General features: G+C 49.4%; 12 protein-coding genes. 6 read left to right on the top strand and 6 right to left on the bottom strand.

Features of this window, described 5'->3' with window-relative positions; translation table 11 throughout:
- Nucleotides 1–98 precede the first annotated feature (98 nt).
- The gene (locus tag ACYVF1_RS27185) at nucleotides 99–2393 is read left to right on the top strand and encodes an FdhF/YdeP family oxidoreductase (protein WP_461084914.1); all 2295 of its coding nucleotides are present in this window, start codon (nucleotides 99–101) and stop codon (nucleotides 2391–2393) included.
- A gap of 108 nt (nucleotides 2394–2501) precedes the next feature.
- On the opposite strand, the gene ACYVF1_RS27180 is transcribed toward ACYVF1_RS27185, so the two are convergent.
- Both ACYVF1_RS27180 and ACYVF1_RS27175 read right to left on the bottom strand, forming a co-directional pair.
- Nucleotides 2502–2963, bottom strand: a complete 462-nt coding sequence (locus tag ACYVF1_RS27180; RefSeq protein ID WP_461084912.1) for a GNAT family N-acetyltransferase — start codon at nucleotides 2961–2963, stop codon at nucleotides 2502–2504.
- 57 nt (nucleotides 2964–3020) lie between these two features.
- Nucleotides 3021–3788, bottom strand: a complete 768-nt coding sequence (locus tag ACYVF1_RS27175; RefSeq protein ID WP_461084910.1) for a class I SAM-dependent methyltransferase — start codon at nucleotides 3786–3788, stop codon at nucleotides 3021–3023.
- Between the two features lie 165 nt (nucleotides 3789–3953).
- On the opposite strand from ACYVF1_RS27175, the gene ACYVF1_RS27170 reads away from it, so the two are divergent.
- The 3 genes from ACYVF1_RS27170 to ACYVF1_RS27160 all read left to right on the top strand — a co-directional run bounded on the left by ACYVF1_RS27170 (nucleotide 3954) and on the right by ACYVF1_RS27160 (nucleotide 9291).
- On the top strand, nucleotides 3954–5366 hold the full coding sequence (locus ACYVF1_RS27170; RefSeq protein ID WP_461084908.1) for a GWxTD domain-containing protein: 1413 nt from the start codon (nucleotides 3954–3956) through the stop codon (nucleotides 5364–5366).
- Between the two features lie 77 nt (nucleotides 5367–5443).
- Nucleotides 5444–6241 (top strand): 23S rRNA (guanosine(2251)-2'-O)-methyltransferase RlmB, encoded by a 798-nt coding sequence (rlmB, locus tag ACYVF1_RS27165; RefSeq protein WP_461084906.1) that lies wholly within the window; start codon nucleotides 5444–5446, stop codon nucleotides 6239–6241.
- Nucleotides 6242–6468: 227 nt separating this feature from the next.
- Entirely contained in the window at nucleotides 6469–9291 is a 2823-nt protein-coding gene (locus ACYVF1_RS27160; RefSeq protein ID WP_461084904.1) for an ATP-binding protein, read from the top strand.
- Nucleotides 9292–9437: 146 nt separating this feature from the next.
- Here ACYVF1_RS27160 and ACYVF1_RS27155 read toward each other — a convergent pair whose 3' ends face one another.
- From ACYVF1_RS27155 to ACYVF1_RS27140, 4 genes are read right to left on the bottom strand one after another with little or no spacing between them, the layout of a single operon-like run.
- The gene (locus tag ACYVF1_RS27155; protein ID WP_461084902.1) at nucleotides 9438–9974 is read right to left on the bottom strand and encodes a hypothetical protein; all 537 of its coding nucleotides are present in this window, start codon (nucleotides 9972–9974) and stop codon (nucleotides 9438–9440) included.
- On the bottom strand, nucleotides 9971–11110 hold the full coding sequence (locus ACYVF1_RS27150) for an efflux RND transporter periplasmic adaptor subunit (protein WP_461084900.1): 1140 nt from the start codon (nucleotides 11108–11110) through the stop codon (nucleotides 9971–9973). Before ACYVF1_RS27150 ends, ACYVF1_RS27155 begins: the two co-directional genes overlap by 4 nt.
- Nucleotides 11111–11167: 57 nt before the next feature.
- Nucleotides 11168–14398 (bottom strand): efflux RND transporter permease subunit, encoded by a 3231-nt coding sequence (locus ACYVF1_RS27145; protein WP_461084898.1) that lies wholly within the window; start codon nucleotides 14396–14398, stop codon nucleotides 11168–11170.
- A gap of 49 nt (nucleotides 14399–14447) precedes the next feature.
- Nucleotides 14448–15842 (bottom strand): TolC family protein, encoded by a 1395-nt coding sequence (locus ACYVF1_RS27140; RefSeq protein ID WP_461084896.1) that lies wholly within the window; start codon nucleotides 15840–15842, stop codon nucleotides 14448–14450.
- A gap of 186 nt (nucleotides 15843–16028) precedes the next feature.
- Between ACYVF1_RS27140 and ACYVF1_RS27135 the strand changes: the two genes are divergently transcribed.
- A complete protein-coding gene (locus ACYVF1_RS27135; protein WP_461084894.1) occupies nucleotides 16029–16706 on the top strand; it encodes a response regulator transcription factor in 678 nt (225 codons plus the stop codon).
- Complete coding sequence (locus tag ACYVF1_RS27130) at nucleotides 16703–17965, top strand: sensor histidine kinase (RefSeq protein ID WP_461084892.1); 1263 nt, start codon at nucleotides 16703–16705, stop codon at nucleotides 17963–17965. The genes ACYVF1_RS27135 and ACYVF1_RS27130 overlap by 4 nt, the downstream gene beginning before the upstream one ends.
- Nucleotides 17966–17969 lie beyond the last annotated feature (4 nt).

The raw sequence follows: 17969 nt of genomic DNA, 5'->3' as shown, positions 1-17969 counted from the left end.
CGATTGTAAGAGACTACAAAACTTCTGCTATAGACAGCTAGTTACCCGTTACGTATCGCCGTGGACTAGCCCTCTGATACGTAATTTTGACAACGCATATGGCACAGAACACGCCCCCGGAAGAGTTAACCGGTAATCTTGATGTAAAAGATCCCTTTGACGTAGCGGCTGGTTACACGGCCGTTTTCCAGTCGTTCAAGCACGTTTTACATGGAACGGGGGCCGGACGGGGGTGGAAAGCGCTTGTCAGCCTGAACCAGAAAGACGGATTCGATTGTCCGTCCTGTGCCTGGCCCGACCCTGATGGACATCGTTCTCCAATCGCCGAATATTGTGAGAGTGGTGCCAAGGCCGTTGCCGACGAGGTTATGACCAAACATACAGCCTCGCCGGTCCTGTTTCAGCGGCACTCTGTAGCCGATTTACTTCAGAAAACTGACCTCTGGCTGGGGCAGCAGGGCCGTTTAACACAACCCCTGGTGCTACGTCCGGGCGCTACAAATTATGAACCGATTAGCTGGCATGACGCTTTTCAACTCATTGCGAATCAGCTAAATGCTCTGGATTCGCCTGATGAAGCCATTTTCTATACGTCGGGACGTACCAGTAACGAAGCAGCATTTTTGTATCAGTTGTTTGTTCGAATGTTTGGCACCAACAACATGCCCGATTGCTCGAACATGTGTCACGAATCGACTAGTGTGGCGCTGGCAGAATCCATCGGCTTAGGCAAAGCGTCGGTCAAATATGATGATTACGAAAAGGCGGATGTCATCATGATTATGGGGCAAAATCCGGGAACGAACGCCCCGCGTATGCTGACACCGCTGGAAGCAGCCAAACGTAACGGAGCTAAAATCATTGCCGTCAACCCACTGCATGAAACGGGATTGCTACGTTTCAAAGACCCGCAAAGTCCGCGCGATATGCTGTTTGGGGGCGAAAAAATGACTGATCTGTATTTGCAGGTACGTATCAACTCGGATATGGCTTTCCTGAAAGCGATGTGTAAGTTGTTACTTGCCGAAGAGCAGAAAACGCCCGGGAAAGTTTTTGATAATGAATTTATTAAAAGTTATACGTCGGGCTACGAAACGTTTATCAAAAGCCTGGAGCAGTTTGAACTTAGCGACCTTGCCGCTCAGTGTGGCCTGACGATTGACCAGATTCAGGAAGCGGTCGATTTGATTAAGCATACCCGCAAATTCATTATTTGCTGGGCGATGGGACTAACGCAGCACCGGAACGCCGTTTCGACCATCAACGAAATTATTAATCTGCTCTTACTCAAGGGCAGCATTGGCATCGAAGGCGGTGGCGCCAGCCCGATTCGCGGACACAGCAACGTTCAGGGCGATCGCACGATGGGCATCTGGGAAAAACCCAAACCGGAGTTTCTGGATGCGCTGAAAAAAGTGTTTAAGTTTGAGCCGCCCCGCGAAGATGGTTACGATACGGTGAAAGCCGTAAAAGCCATGCACGAAGGGAAAGCCAAGGTTTTTTTCGGATTGGGCGGCAATTTCGCGATGGCCGTTTCCGACACAAACTACACGGGCGAAGCACTGAAGACGTGTAAACTTACCGTTCACGTATCGACCAAACTGAACCGCAGTCACCTCATCCACGGCGAAACAGCACTGATTCTCCCCTGCCTGGGACGTACCGACCGCGACATTCAGGCCACAGGCGAGCAATTTGTCAGTTGTGAAAGCACGACCGGCGTAGTAGCTCAATCGCACGGAGTTGTTGATCCGGTAGTTGATACGCTCAAAAGCGAAGTGGCTATTATTGCCGAACTGGCCAAAGCGACCCTAAACGGAAAATCAACCGTTGATTGGGACAGTCTCGTTGCTAACTATGACCGCATCCGCGATTTAATCGGGCAAGTTGTACCCGGACACGAGCAGTACAATCAGAAAGTTCGGAAACCCGGTGGTTTCTATATTCCGAATGGGCCACGTGTGCGGGAGTTCAAAACCAAAGACGGGAAGGCTCATTTTACCATCAATACGCCGTCTCACCACGACTTACAAACCGGCGAACTGCTGCTGATGACGATCCGTAGTCACGACCAGTTTAACACAACAATTTACGGTTACGACGACCGATACCGAGGTATTTACAACGAACGGCGCGTCTTGTTCATGCACCGCGACGACATCGCCAATCTGAAATTACAGGAAAAACAAGTAGTCGATTTACACAGCAAATATGACGGTAAGCAACGTACCGCTCACCGATTTATCGTGGTTCCGTATGACATTCCGCGTGGTTGCTGTGCCGCTTATTTCCCCGAAACCAACGTACTGGTTCCTATCGATTCCATCGCTGAAAAAAGCAATACGCCTACTTCCAAATCAATTGTCATTACCGTAACACCAGCGGAAAACTAATAACGTAGTGAACATAATGGGTTTATGACCCAGTTGACTAATCCGTCTAAAGCACTACGTGGACTTACGCAATATTCAAGTTAACGTAGTACCTGAGATGGAGAAGCACTACGTTCCTAATCGCAGCTCAAAGACGAGTTGATGTTTGCACTGGATACCATTTTCCCAAATTGGATCGGGATACATTTCCAGAAAATAATTGTAGTTAACTCCTGTTAAATCAAACCCTTGCTGCTGGTAAAGGGCAATCTGGCCAATACCCGAATTGCCTGTTTTGATAAGCAACCGCGGCAAACCCTGTTTTCGGGCTGCGTCAATTACATGGGTCAACAAGGCTCGTCCAAGCCCTTTGCCTTGGTAATCAGACTCAACCGCAATGTTCATTATTTCACCGATCTCTTCCCGGCGTTGCAGGAGACAAATGCCCAGACACGTAGTATCGATACGTAGCAGATAGACCTGACTCGATGGCAGATACGTATCAATCAAGGCTTGATTTTCATCGGCCAGCAAAAGTAGGTGGTGCGGTAAATCGTCGTTGGGAGAAGCCTCGGTGATAACGTAGTGCATTGTTAACGTAGCAGTCCTGATCGTTTCTGATCAGGACTGCCTGTTTATGGCAATATTTTACTTCGTCGCTATGTAGAAAAAATCCAGGCTTCCGGCGGGATTATTGCTTACTTCGTAGTCGGTATAATTGATTTCGGCAGCCAGCCCGTCAGCTTGTAGAAGTCGATTGCGGTTCAGGCGATTCATTAAATCATAAGGAACCTGAAGCAGTCGGCGGGGCAAGCGATATTGCAGATTGAAAATATCGAAGCGGGTCAGTTTTTTTACAGATACTTTATTCTGCTCGTAATACGTCATCACTTTTTCGTTGCCGTGAATGCCTTTCGTATCGACTTTCGAAAAGTAACGCCCCATCAGGTTTTTCAATTCATCGGCAACGTATTCACGCACATGCCAGGGATTGCGCGTAAGCGAAAATGTTTTATTGACCGTCGTCAGGAGCAGTTTACCACCGGGTTTCAAAACGCGATGCGCTTCCTTAATAAACAGGTCGTCGTTTTCGATATGTTCGATCACCTGAAACGTTACGATAAAATCGAACGTATTGTCTGCTAAACCGCTGAGTGGCGGAATGTTTGCCGCAATGAACGTAGCATCCGGATAAGCTTCGCCCAGTGCCTTGATGAGGGCTTCGTTTTTGTCGATGCCGGTATAATGGCTGGCGGCTTTGGTGAGTAATTCGAGTCCCCGGCCCCAGCCGCAGCCGATCTCCAGTACGTTGCCGCTGACCATACCAGCCGCTTCGACATAGGGAAACAAAAGTCGTTGGTGAACCGGATTATCCGAAGCAATTTCGGCCGACGTAATTTCAGTGGTCTTGTACATGCGTTTGCAATTCAAACGACAAAATTACTCTTTTGCAGAGGCAAAGAAAAATGAGCCTGCCCGATAAGTCAATGCGTGGTATTTTTTCGTTATAACTAACAGCGTGTATTGTTTCCTATTTAACCCAGAAACAACGTACTAAGTCAATACCTGGACTTGTTTTTTATGCGTACTCTAACTGCTTTACTTTTCATTGCCCTGCTATCGGCCTGTGCCAGTTCTAAAAAGAAGGAACAGGCCCGCATTAATGCGGCCTATGATGCCCGTACGGAAGCACAACGAAATCAGCCCAACCGACCGGCCAGTCAGCCTGAACAGGCACAGAACTCACCCCGTGCTACGTCTGAATCATCAGCAGCGCCCATTCGCAACAACGATGGTGCCTCAGTTGGTTCTACGCCTTCTTCTCCAAAAGGTGTGGGCGACTGGATGGTTACGTCTATAAAAGGGAAATTTCTGGCCATTGATACTACGTCGGTTCGGGTGTTTATGAACCTGACGGCAAAAATGCCGGGCGGCCAGGCGGTACTGAGTCCTACCGACTTTGCGGAACATTTTATGATTGCCTACGTGATGTATCCCGATTATAACAATCGCGAACGACTAGGTTATGGCACGGTGCCGCTTAGCTCACAGAATGTCCGACAAGAGGGTGATCATCTGACGCTGTCATTTGATGTGAAACGCCCCAAAGACGCCGTTAATGCTATTTTGCTGACTGAAATCACCGAAACCAACAGCGGAGCTAAAGCACGTAATGACTTATCGTTACGGTTCAGACCAGCCAAATTGAGCGACCGAGTCGCCTTATTTTCGGCCGATGGGCAAGCGCAGTTGCGCAACTACGTAAATGCAGGCGATACAATTATTCTTCGTGATGTAAATGGTACCAGCAAACCCCTTTTTGGCTTCCGGTACCGGCATGATTTTGAAGCGGCCTCGTCGCCCATGAATACATCGCCTAAGGCGGTTTCCAAATCGCTTTCGGTCGATTCAACGCTGACTGTCACCACCAATCAGCCGTTTGTGATTCCTAAAGAAGGGCTTTATTACTTTATGGAAGACACTACCGATGCCAGCGGAATCGGTCTGGTCATAACCGACAAACGGTTCCCGAAACTGACCCGACCAGAGAAGCTCATCAAGCCGGTACTTTATATGAGTACGAGCAGCGAAATCAACGAGATGGCGCAGGCGCAGGATACAAAAAAAGCGCTGGACCGGTACTGGCTCGGCCTGATGGCAGGCAATGAAGAGGTCGCCAAACGTACCATTAAGTCGTATTACGACCGGGTTGAGGAAGCGAACCGACTCTTTACCAGCTTCAAAGAAGGTTGGAAAACCGATAAAGGCATGATTTACATTGTGCTTGGCCCCCCCGACCGTGTACAGCGCAATCGCGAACGCGAAGTATGGGTGTACAACCGCCGGGCCAACGTATCAGAAATCAATTTTACCTTTACCAAAAAACCGAATCAATTCGTAGACGACCATTATGAGCTGGTACGCTACATTGAGTATCAGCCCATCTGGTATCCGATTGTGGAAGCCTGGCGAACCGGCGCCATTCGCGAATAACGTAAAAGATGTATGATATGGGATGTATGATGTATATTTCGCGTTAGCTTTAGATCATACATCATACATCGTTAAAAATGCCCCAATCGTTTAATCGCCATTCTCGTCCGCGTCCTCAGTTTCGTCCCCAGCCCGACGAGATGGTATTTGGTATTCAGTCTGTTATCGAAACGCTACGTTCCGACCAGCAGATTGATAAATTATACATGGAAAAAGGGTTGAGCCACCCCGAAATCCAGAATCTGGCTTTTCAGAACCGCGTAACGATTCAGCGCGTACCCGTCGAAAAGCTAGATCGGCTCACCCGCAAGAATCACCAGGGCGTTGTTTGCCTGGTGGCTCAGGTTCAATACGTTAAGCTCTCCAACGTAATAGCTGATGTATACGAACGGGGCGAAACGCCGTTTTTCCTTCTTCTCGACCGCATTACCGATGTCCGTAATTTCGGAGCCATTGCCCGAACGGCTGAGTGTACTGGTATTCAGTGCATTGTAATACCGGGACGGGGAGCAGCCGCCATCAATTCCGACGCCATGAAAACGTCGTCGGGGGCGCTGAACCATATTTCCGTTTGCCGCGAACCCGATTTAACCGAAACCGTAAAATATCTTCAGGAATCAGGCATTACGGTAGTAGCCTGTACCGAAAAATCGAACCGCGATCTCTACGAACGTAGCACCGATCTGACTGGCCCAATCGCCGTTATTATGGGGTCGGAAGAAGACGGTATCTCGCCTGAACTGCTACGTATGGCCGACAATCACGTAAAAATTCCGCTGCTGGGTTCGGTTGGTTCACTAAACGTATCTGTAGCAACCGGCGTGGTGCTGTACGAAGCCGTCCGGCAACGTAGCAGCGTTAAAAGTGGCGAGTAATAAACGCATCACTTTTTGTTTATTAATTCATCCCATCTGTCTACAAAGAGTAAGAACCTTTTTTAATTTTGCTGACAAAGTAGAGCCAATTTTTCTGAAATTGGCACTAAAAATGCAGTTTACATTCTGTTAATTGCTTTGATCTACCAGGATATTTCTTTGAGGAAAATATGAAAAAACCGGTTAGACAATACGCCTATTAGTATACGAAAACCCATACAATAGAGATGTATTTACGTATCGTCTGTTTGTGGCTTCTGCTGCTGGCCCAGGCAAACGCTCAGGCTCCTACGAACCGATTGCCAGGACACCATTTTTTACAACCTGTTGATTTAAAGTTTCAGTATCTGGTCGATTCAACAAATCGGTTGTCTCTTGGCAACGTAGTGAATCAGCAGAGTGGATGGAAAACAATAGCTGATTCATCATCAACTTTAATACAGGGCTTTACAACGCATCCAATCTGGTGCAGATTTACGCTACAACAAGCTACCGATTCCTCCCATACGTATGCGTTTGAGTTAACTAACTTTTACATCGACAGCCTAAGTCTCTATCAGCCCGATTCCATTGCGGAATGGCGTATACAGCACACAGGCGATTTTATACCCTTTGTCAAACGAAATCCGAAAACGCGCTACCCCACGCTTTACGTAACACTATCGGGCAAACAGTCCCAAACATTTTACGTTCGCGTACTGTCGACCCAGCATCATAGCTATAAGCTGCGGGTTTGGGATCAGGCCACATTTGTGTCGGATCGCCTGCCCGACATGGACCGGTACGTCGTATTCACACTCGTGTTTATGTTAGCGCTGTTTCTGCTGGCGCTGTTGCTGTTCATGCGCCGGTTTGTAGTGCTACGTGCCTATGCGCTCTGGGGATTAGCAGTCTCCATGAGCGTCTTATTTTCGAGCGGCTACTCTAATATTTTATTTCCTACTTCACCCTATTGGGTGCACACGAGTCAGTATGTAACGGTGGGCCTGCTCTTACCAGCGCTGGCCTATTATGTGGTAACGGCTTGTCAACTGCCTCAGCATCTGCCCCGTCTGGTCTGGCTTTATGTCGGTTTTGGCGGAATAGGTCTGTTCTATGCAGGGCTTAGTTTTTTCTTCCGTCATCCATACATCACCTGGGGTATCATTGGTACGTTGGCCATCATGCTGGCTTTTACTCTGGCGTTACTGATTGCCTTGTTCATGAGTGGCTTTAGGCCCGTCATCTGGAACGTAATGTCGCTGCTGGTACTGTTACCTCTCTACACGTATTTCTACGGACGTAACGCTGGCTTTTTCACCGGATCGTTTACCGAAGAATCCCTTAAGTTTTCGATGTTCTTAAGTTCGATAGCCGAACCGTTTTTTATGGTGATGATGCTTTGGCAGGCTACCCGCGAACGGATTCAAACGGCGGATAATCTGAGTCTTGAACAGTCCCGACGTGAAAATATACAGGCACTCGACAAGCTTAAAACGGATTTTTTCACCAATGTTTCTCACGAACTTCGCACACCTATTACGTTGCTGTTAGGCCCTCTGCAAACGTTGCAGGCCCGCTTTCCTGACAATGAACTGTACGCCCTCATGTACCGGAATGCCGGTCGGCTTCAAACGCTGATCAATCAATTGCTCGATCTGGCGAAACTCGATGCCCGTCAGATGAAAAATATGCTGGCACCGGGTAATTTGGCAAATGACATACGCATCTGGGTTGCTCTCTTCGATTCTATGGCGGACAGCCGCTCGGTTTCTTTAAGTTTACATCAGAATCAGGATAGCTGGTTTTCTCAGTACGATGCCGATAAGGTGGAGAAAATTCTGACGAACCTGCTCAGTAATGCGGTCAAAAATACGCCGGCAGGGGGATCGGTTAAGGTAGAGGTTACATATAGCTCAGCAGGTGTAGACCTGGACGTGCACGATACAGGTGTGGGCATTACTCCGGACGATATGGGCCATCTGTTCGATCGGTTTTATCAGGGAGTAGGCTCTAATCGTCTCGAAGTAGGAACAGGTGTGGGGCTTGCCCTTACTTATGAACTGATCCAATTGATAGGGGGAATCATTACGGTACGTAGTAAACCGGGTGAAGGCACGACGTTTCACGTTACCTTACCAATCCAGAGCGAAGCCAGTCAGCCACTACCGAGCGAAAACGGCCAACGACTGAATCGTTACGTATCTCCTATTCCATCAGTTGATTCAGGGGTCATCGATCACGAAAGTGCACTGTTGATTGGCGATGAAGTTTATAATGAAGACGGTACAAGCACTGACAAACCGCTGCTGTTGCTGGTCGAAGACAACGACGATCTTCGAACGTATATCCGGATGATTCTGTCACCGCATTATACGTTACTCGAAGCTAAAGATGGGCAACAAGGATTGGAAATGGCGCTTGACGCCATTCCTGAATTAATCGTAACCGACCTGATGATGCCCCGGCTCGATGGCCTGGATCTGTGCCGTGCGCTACGTGCCGATGTCCGTACCGACCATATTTCGGTAATCATGCTGACGGCCAGAGCAACCATTGAAGATCGACTTGCGGGCCTCGAAACTGGTGCCGACGATTACCTGACCAAGCCTTTCTTACCAGCCGAATTGCTGTTACGTTTGCAGAACCTCCGCCGTAGACAGGCCGCTTTACGAACGTACTGGCAACGAACGCTCGTTAGCCCAGTAACCGAAGGCACGTCGATATATGACGATCCGATTGAGCAGGAACCACCTGAAACGCCCGCTTTTCTAAAGCAGCTCTATGCCGTTCTGGAGCAACACCTCGACGAACCCGAATTTGAAGTAGAACAGTTGGCCGATGAGTTGGCGCTTACTAGCCGAACCCTCACCCGCAAACTCAAGGGGTTGCTGAACGTAACGACCCGTGAAGTTATACGCGACTACCGGCTCCGGCGCGGCAACGACATGCTCGACGAAGGCATTCCGCCAACGCAGGTAGCTTATGCGGTGGGCTTCGGAAGTTTATCCGCGTTTGGCCGAGCCTACAAAGAGCAGTATGGATATGCTCCGTCTACACGTAAAGGATAGACCAATAGGCTATTATCCTCTTTAGAAGTAAGTAGGCTTTACTTCATTTCAACATAACTTTTGTCCGTTTAGATAGAGTCTGTCCATCTGGAAAACTGAGTTTTGGCCTATGGTGTGACAATTATGTGCGCCCATAATGCATCAGATTAGTTTAGGCTGAGACAACGGTCGCAGGCTGCCAGAAGCTGGAAGTAGCCTTTAGCGTTGGTTTTAAACCAGTCCTGCCGAGGCAGATGACTCACTACGTCCTGCATACAGGATTGGTCCGAAAACGCCGTTAGTAAATTTCGGCGGCTTAAATACAGAATGTCACTATCAGGATTTTTGCTAAAAAAATAATGGTCGCCGGACGATCCATCAAAGTCGGCCTGGCGATAAATTACTACGTTTTTTTCCTGCACAACTTCATAAAAGTTGCCTAAATAGAGCCGACGCCGAACCCCGCCCGTTTCCTGACATCCCCAAAGTCCACTCAGTGACGCAGTTTCCATCTGCCCTGAATCCGTTTTGACTAGTACCTTGTAGGGATGTCGGTAGACACGCACGGTACGTACTTTTGCCGGTTCTACGCGATAAACGCCCGCGTTATCCCGGTAAACGAGCTGATACTGTTTCCGGGCGGTATGGCAACCCACCAAAAATAGCAGGGTAATCGGCAGGTAACGAATAAGGGCTGGTCTCATTGCCGAGCAGTGGTTACAGCCTGTCCATCCCGAATTTCTTCCGACGCCGACCGGACAATGGGCATACCGGGCTGGAGATCGCCGAAGACTTCAACCAGACTATCAACGACGTTTCCTTTCTGCACCGATATCCACTGCGCCCGGTTGTCGAGTACAAGTATCACGAACATTTTTTCGCTGGAATTCACCACCGCTGTCGATGGCACGAACATCGTTTTGCTCGTGCGGACCATCGGCATTTGTACCTCGGCATACATACCGGCCTTTAGTTCATGACTTGAATTTGCTACGTCGAATTCGGCCATCATCGAGCGGTTTGCTTCCACTAAACTCTGCGCCGAACGAGCCAGTTTTGCGTTGAAACGGCGGTCGGGCAGGGCCGCTACCGTAAAGGCTACCGAACTTTTCGGCGGTATTTGATTCGCAAACGTTTCTGGAACCGCCACCGTCAGACGTAGCGTCCGGCTGTCTTCGAGCACAAATAGGGGTTTACCACTTTCGCCCGCGCCCACCAGCGCGCCGGGGCTGATGTTACGTTCGATAACAATCCCATCGAACGGAGCCGTAATGGTCAGATATTGTCGGAACTGCGATTTGGCTTGCAGGTTCGATTGGGACGCCTGTACCGTACCGCGTGCCACGGCAACCATGGCACTGTCGGCCTGCATCCGCGCCTGCGCCTGATCAATTTCGTTCGCGGATACCGCTCCTTCTGTTTTCGCGGTTTGCAGGATTCGCTGGTAAATAAGTCGGCTGGCGCGGGCCCGGGTATTCTGTTCTACCAATGTTGCCTGTTGTGCCTGTAGCTGCGCCTGCGCCTGACTTAATTCCGACAGTACTTCGGGCGCATCGAGCCGGGCCAGCACCTGCCCTTTCCGTACAAACGTTCCGCGGTCGACAGGGATATCCCGCACAAAGCCTTTCACTTTGGCGTAGATACTTACCCGGTTCCAGGGCTTCAGTTCACCCGGAAGCGTTACGTGCTTATTGGGCTGAAGTGATTGCACCGTTGTCGTGACAACTTGCTGAATGGCAGGCGCTTTTTCGGCGGGCTTGTCATCGCTGTTTGCGGTCGAACAAGCCGTTATGCCGAAACCTATTCCCATCGGTACGATAAGTGTCAAAAGCAGTTTCATAGGGAAAATAATTGAATGCCGACTGAACGATACGTTCGGGCTGTGATATGGTTTCGATTATAGACTGTGACTTAGCTCCTGTTCTTCCTGACGATAATACTGACTTTCAGGATCTTCCGGATCAAGTGATATGGACTGAGTGGACGCTTTGCCCTGTAGTTGGGTAAATACGCAAGGCAATACGAGGAGAGCCGCCAATGTAGACGCAATCAATCCGCCAATAACGGCCTGACCTAGTGGCGCAATCTGATCACCGCCTTCACCCAGTCCCGATGCCATTGGCACCATCCCGGCAATCATGGCAATACTGGTCATCAGAATTGGACGAATCCGGCTGTTGGCGGCCAACGTAGCGGCTTTCCGGGGGTTCTTAATATCCAGGCGGAGATTTTCGGCGTTGGTCACCATCAGAATAGCGTTCGCAACCGATACGCCCACCGACATAATCAGCCCCATGTACGATTGTAGATTCAACGTAGCGCCACAGGCCAGCAACATCAACAGAGCGCCCGCCACCACAGCCGGAATAGCCGCCAGAATAACCAACGATAGCTTAAAAGACTGATAATTAGCGGCTAACAGTAAGAAGATAATCACGATTGCCACCAGCAGACCCGTTTGCAGGCTGCTTAACGTATCGGCCAGCAAGTTGGTTTGGCCACCCATTTCAACCAGCACACCACGCGGAGCCTCACCAGCATCTTTGATGGCTTTTTCGACCGCTTTCTGCGCTGAACCAAGGTCTTTTTTCTGCAAATTCGCCGTGATCGTCACCAGCCGGTTCGGGCCAGCGCGGTCGTATTCGCCCGGTGCTGTACTTTCCGAGAACGTAGCGACATCCGATAAAAGCGGTCGCATTTCACCACTTTTCAGGGGAATATTACCAATGTCGCTGGCACTGCTCATCTGGTATTCTGGAATTTGCACCTGCACCTGATAGGCTAACCCTTTCGACTCATCGAGCCATAAATTTTTGTCCGTAAACCGACTCGACGACGTAGCGGCTACCATCGAACGTGCCACCTGTGTCGACGTAACGCCGAGCTGTCCGGCCCGTTCGCGGTTCAGCGTTACCTTCAGGATAGGGTATTTCAGTGGTTGAGCAATCTGTACGTCGCGCAGGAAATCGATCTTCGCCATTTGCTCCCGAATCTTGTTCGCAAACCGACCCGCTTCGTTCAGGTCTTTGGCCGCCACCGTTACCTCGATTGGCGTTGAAGCGCCCTGACTCATGATTTTGTCGGTCAACTCAATCGGCTCAAACGAGATGCTGGCTGTTGGCAGAGCTTTGGCGATACGTTCCCGAAGTTCTTCCTTCAGATCATCCATTTTAACCGGATGTTCTTCGCTCAGCGACACCTGCAAAACGGCCTCGTGCGGACCACTGTTGAACACAAAAATATTGGACGTACCGTAGCTGGATGGCACCGTACCGACATAAGCCGACGAAATCTCCACACCGTCTTTGCCAACCGCTTCTTTGATGATATCCAGTACTTTCAACGTAGCGACTTCGGTACGTTCCACCCGCGTTCCATCAGGAATACGAAGTCGCATCTGGAATTGGTGACTGTTGCCATGGGGCAGAATATCCGTACCAATCACCATAAAACACACGAGGATAATTGCCAGACTACCAATCAGATAGCCACCCACTACCAAACCGCGTCGATCCAGGATTTTTTCAAGCGTTGCGGTGTATCGTTGTTTAAACCGCTCAAATCCTTTCGCGTTGGCAACTGGTTTTTCATCCTCGATCATGTGCAGTTCGCGGGTATCCAGACCCAGCGTAGGTGCTTCGTGTTCGGGGTGGCTTTTGAGCAGCCAGTTCGCCATCACCGGAACGAATGTCTGCGAAAGCAAAAACGACGCAATCATGGCAAAACCTACTGATAATGAGAGCGGCAGGAACATCGAACGCGGTACGCCATTCATTACAAAAGCGGGCGCAAATACAGCCAGAATCGCCAGCAGAATCAGGAATTCGGGGAAAACGATTTCCTTACAGGCATCCCAAATGGCGGTAGCTTTGGGCTTACCCATTTCCAGGTGTTGGTGAATATTTTCGATGGTTACCGTTGCCTGGTCGACCAGAATCCCAATAGCAAGCGCCAGCCCCGACAGGGTCATGATGTTGATGGTTTGCCCGAACAGATTGAGCATAATCACCGCCGACAAAATGGAAATCGGGATGGTGACCACCACGATGATCACACTCCGCCAGTCGCGCAGGAAGAGCAGCACCATCAGACCCGTTAAAATAGCACCCAGAATCCCTTCCGTAACCAGGCTTTTAAGTGCATTCGTTACGTATACCGACTGATCAAATTCGTAGGAAATCTTCACATCTTCCGGTACGGCGGCCTGCAATTCGGGTAGTGCTTTTCGAAGATTGTTCACTACGTCCAGGGTCGATGCATCGGACTTTTTCACAACCGGGATATACACCGCCCGGCGCCCATTCACCAGCGCGTAACTTACCGTTACGTCGGCGCCATCTTCTACCGTTCCAACATCCCGCACAAACACGGTCGGGCCGGAACCAACACGTATCGGAATATTCAGAAAATCTTCGGGGCGTTTCACCAGCGAGTTTACGGGCGTCATCAGCGTTTTTTCGCCAATCCGAATATTACCGGCGGGTGAAGGCTGGTTGTTAGTAACAATTGCACGTATCACCTCTTCGGGCGTGAGCTGGTAACTACGTACCCGTTGCGGATCGACCCGGACAATCACTGTCCGTTGGTTGCCCCCAAACGGCGGAGGGCTGGAAACGCCGGGAATGCGCGAAAACATGGGTCGGACGCGCGAAGACGCATAATCCTGAATTTCGTTCAGTGAGCGCGTTGGGCTTTCAAAAACCAACTGCCCCACCGGCACCGAACTGGCATCGAACCTGACCACCTGCGGAGGAACAGTGCCCTCTGGCATATAAGCTTTGGCCCGTGATACGTTGTTGGCAACTTCAGCCGCTGCCTGCGCCATATCGGTGCCTGGGTAAAATGAGAGTTTAATCAGCGACAACCCCTGAATCGTTTTTACGTCGATGTCGCGGATACCCGATACGTAAAGAAAGTGATCCTGGTAACGCGTGGCGATGAAACCATCCATCTGGTCGGGAGCCATCCCACCGTAGGGTTGCACTACGTAAATGGTCGGCAAATCGAGACTGGGGAAAATATCAACCGGAATGGTAAACAGCGACAGGATGGAGAAGAACAAAATTCCCATCACAGCCACCACCACCGAAATGGGTTTCCGAAGCGCAGAACGAATGATGTTGTACATAATTTAATTGGTTTCAATTATGGTCGTAAAGACAGGGCATGCCTTACCTCTACAGGGCGTTCATAAACAGGGACAAATCACCTTCAGCGGCTGCTTTTAGTAATAGAAATCGCCAAACATTACTGTTGGTAACGTAACCATCTACCTCGGCCCGGTTGAGCGTTACGACACTTTGTAATAGTGTCGGCAAATCGGTCAGGCCGCTTTCGTATCGGGATTTAGCCTGGTTGAATGCTTGGCGGGCGGCACGTAATTGAATCGGCGCCTGACGGGCCTGTTCTAATGCTACCTGATATTGAATGTCGGCCTCCTGGTATTGACGATTGATCTGAAGGCGCTGGGTGTTGAATAACTGGCGGGCACGTTCAACCTGAAACTGATCTGCCTGAAAATCATGCCGGGTACGTAGCATTCCGGTTATATTCCAGCGGGCGACGATGCCAAGCAGGTAATTACCAACCTGATAGCCAAGTCCACCCAGTTGATTTTGTAGAAAAACATCGCCCTGATTCGAAAAGCCTGAACCGCGTGCATTGCCCACACCTACCAGCGAAATAATGGGTAGTCCTGCCCGCTGGCTGGCGATGCTACGTGCCGCAGATAGGTTTATTTGTGATTGAAACAGACGTAACGTCGGATTTTTGGGCGACAGCGAATCTGACTTAAAATCGCTCAGCGGCAGGGCGGTGTAAAAACGCATACTATCTAGTTGCAGATCGGGCTGTAGCTGGCCAGTCAGTTCGGAAAGTTGCAGCCGTTGAACCTGTTCACGCTGGCGACTTTCGAGCAACAGCAATCGCGCCCGAATCGCTTCGGCAGTAGCTAAAGAACTATCCACACCCGCCCTCATTCCTGAACGAACGCCGGCATCGACAACACGTTTGAACGTCTGCGCCCGTTCCAGATTGCTCTGTTGTATCTGCACAATCTTTTGGCTGATGAGCGTGAGCAGATAGGCATCAATGGTACGTATCTGGTGCTGAAAAATTTCATTTTCGTACTCCGCCTGACTACGTTGATTATCAGCTTTTGCTACGTTCACATTTGCCCGGACGCGCCCGAACGTAATGGCCCGCCATTCGATGGAAGCGCTGGTAAAACTCCCAAAACTGGCCTGCGAAATGGCGGTCGGGCGAACGCCACCCGATGTCGAAATATTAATACTTTCGTTTGGGAAGAACGAACCATTAAGGCTGTTGCTCGTCGCATAATTGTACTGATGCTGGGCGAGCATAATCGGCAAAAACTCCGTCTGACTAGCCTGAATCCGACGTTGGGTACTATTCACATCGGCCTGCCGCGCCTTTAGCAACGGATATTGCCGAACGCTCTGGTCGAGCAGTTGATTCAGGTTCTGACGCTGCCCCCTGACCGACTGCGGTAAAGCGAACGCAATCAGAGCGAGTAAGCAAAGAGTTGAGTGGTATTTTCGTGCAATCATCATAGCAGTTTACCGGCCTGTATGGAGGCTGATTCGTAGACAACGATGGTCGCAAAGCAAAAGCCCAATTCTGGAAACATTTGGGAAATTCCCCGATTTGGTTAATTTTCAGTTAATAGCGACGGAAAATACCTTCCTAAATGTTTCCAGAATTGAACAATACTTTCGATTTTTATTTAGGAGCGTTTTATGAAAGTATTAATTGTCGAGGACGAACAGGGACTGGCCGAAAGCATTACCGATTATATGGCGAAGGAAGGCTATGTCTGCGAGGTAAGTGCTACGTTTCGGGATGCCGACGAGCGTATTTTCCTGTACAACTACGACTGTGTAATCGTCGATTTAACTCTTCCGGATGGCGATGGCCTTCAGCTAATTCAAAACCTCAAACGGCTGATTGCGACAACCGGCGTTATTATTATTTCGGCCCGTAATTCTCTGGAAGACAAACTTAAAGGGCTTGAAATTGGCTCAGACGATTATTTGAGTAAACCGTTTCACCTCTCAGAACTGAACGCGCGGGTGAAATCGTTGCTACGTCGTCGGCAGTTTGGCGGCCATACCGAAATTCGTTTTGGCAACATTCAGGTTGTACCAAATACGCGAATGGTTTACGTGAACGATCAATCGACACCTTTGTCGCGTAAAGAATACGATTTGCTGCTTTATTTTCTGTCGAACGTAGACATTGTGTTAACCAAAGCGTCCATCGCCGAGCATCTTTGGGGCGATAACATCGACTCGGCCGATTCGTTAGATATGGTATACTCACACATCAAAAACCTGCGTCGAAAACTATTGAGCAAGGGTGCCGACGATTATGTGCAATCCATTTACGGCATCGGCTATAAATTTGGCTTACGTTGAAACTATTAGCCCAAACCAACCGAATTTACTTTATTTTCTCGCTGGTACTTTACCTGCTGACGGCGCTCGCTATCTATGAAATTGTAAAACTATTGATTTATGATGAAGTTGAGAGTCGCCTGATTGTTGAAAAGCGGGATTTTGAAGCTTATATACGAAGCCACAATAACTGGTCGAGCATTCCTTATTTTGTCGAGAATAAAATTGAAGTTACCCGTGCAGAACCAACGGCGCAGATCAAAGAAGCGTTTAGCGATACGTTAATTCTAAACCGCTATGACGACGAACTGACACCTTTCCGCCAACTTACTTTTTACGAGTCTATTAATGGGGTAATGCACCGGGTTTCCATTCGAAAATCGCTCATTCAGTCGTATCGACTTATCGAAGCCGTATCGTTGACGATGGTACTTTTTCTGGGACTCCTGCTGCTTGGGATGTTCTGGTTTCAGGGAAAACTTTCCGAACGTATCTGGCGACCTTTTTACGATACCTTGACCCGTATTAAGCTGTTTGACCTGAATCACAGCACCTCCCTGCATCTGGCCCAGCCAGATATTAACGAATTTCGGGAGTTGAATCAGGTGTTGCAGAAGATGGCCGACAAAATGCAGCAGGACTACCGAAGCCTCAAAGAGTTTACGGAAAATGCCTCTCATGAGATGCAGACACCCCTGGCGTTGATTAATGCTAAAGTGGAGCAACTTATTCAGTCGGAACAGTTGACGAATCAGCAAACGCATTGGATTGACGGTATCTACCAGGCTTCCCGCCGAATGTCGCGGTTGAATCAGGGATTGTTGTTGCTGGCCAAAATTGAAAACAGACAGTTTGCTGATGTTCAGTCTGTTGATCTGACCGACGAACTAATTCAGCGCCTGGGCGACGTAGAAGAAATTTTGCAGCATAAGCACATTAAGACGAATATCAGTTCAGAAGAACCATTTCGCGCTCAACTCCCTCCCCTACTGGCCGAAAGCCTGCTCAATAATCTAGTCAGCAACGCCATCCGGCACAATCACTCAGGAGGCCGCATTCTGGTACGTTCGTCGGCTCATCAACTTCAATTAAGTAACACAGGCCCAGAGCTACAGGCCGATCCGGAAACGCTATTTAAACGCTTTAAAAAAGAATCGGGCGAACATGAGTCGGTTGGTCTGGGGCTGGCCATCGTAAAGCTAATTTGTGATACGTATCAGCTATCTGTTACGTATCAATACGAGGCTGGAATGCATAAACTGACGCTTGAAAAGACGTAGCAGG

This window comes from Spirosoma flavus, from assembly GCF_054778555.1.
The sequence above is the reverse complement of the archived record's forward strand: the minus strand, read 5'-3'. Positions and strand labels throughout refer to the sequence as shown.